Origin of the sequence: Rhodopirellula maiorica SM1, from assembly GCF_000346295.1 — a bacterium.
Lineage (GTDB): Bacteria > Planctomycetota > Planctomycetia > Pirellulales > Pirellulaceae > Novipirellula > Novipirellula maiorica.
The window spans coordinates 1-788 of sequence record NZ_ANOG01000125.1 but is presented as its reverse complement, the minus strand read 5'-3'; the positions used below and the strand labels follow the sequence as shown (position 1 = coordinate 788).

1 protein-coding gene is annotated in these 788 nt (G+C 54.1%); it reads left to right on the top strand.

The features are described from left to right. Positions 1-101 precede the first annotated feature (101 nt). On the top strand, positions 102-788 hold a 687-nt coding region (locus RMSM_RS03750), incomplete at its 3' end, for an ATP cone domain-containing protein (protein WP_261340329.1).

Sequence of the window (788 nt, the reverse complement as noted above, 5' to 3'; positions counted from 1 at the left end):
TTCAAACCAACTCTGCCACCGGTATTCGCTATCCCGTGGTGGCAAGGGCCCAGTGGTGGCCAAGGATCGAACCGAGCTAGCACAGCAGACCCAGGATGACCATGTCTGAGACGACTTCGGCAACGGCAAACCCCACCCCCACATTCAAAGTTCGTAAACGCGATGGTCGCGAAGTCGAGATGGACCGCCGTCGTATCGAATCCGCGATCGCAAAAGCGTTTCGTGCGGAATTGAATCTAGCGGATCAGCAACCGCTTGGATCCGAGATTGACCAAGATGTGCTGGCGATCATTGAACAGGTATTTAAGTTCGCCGAGGCCAATGCAAAATCGAGATGTTTGAGCGTCGAACAAATTCAGGACGTCGTCGAAATCGGCTTGATGCAGCGAGAGCATTTTCGCGTCGCCCGGCGATACATCCTGTACCGAACCGAGCACGCACGACTGCGAGCGGTGCGTCATGTCGACTCGGGTCTCGACGAATTGACCATCGAAAACAGCAGTACGATCCCGCAGTTGCGACTGCAGATTGAACCAGGGGTACATATCCCGTTTTCCGAATCCAAATTAAAAACGTTTCTCGAATCGATTCCCGAGTCGACACTTCCGAACATCGAGACAAGTGAAATTGTCGCCGAAGTCATTCGCGGTTCGTTCGACGGCATGACACCTGAGGATATCGCTCGCGCCCTTGTGCTTTCGGCTCGCAGCCGTATCGAACGCAGTTTGGACTACGACCGTTTTGCCGCGGCAATGCAGTTGGCCATTGTCTATCGCCAAACGTTGGGT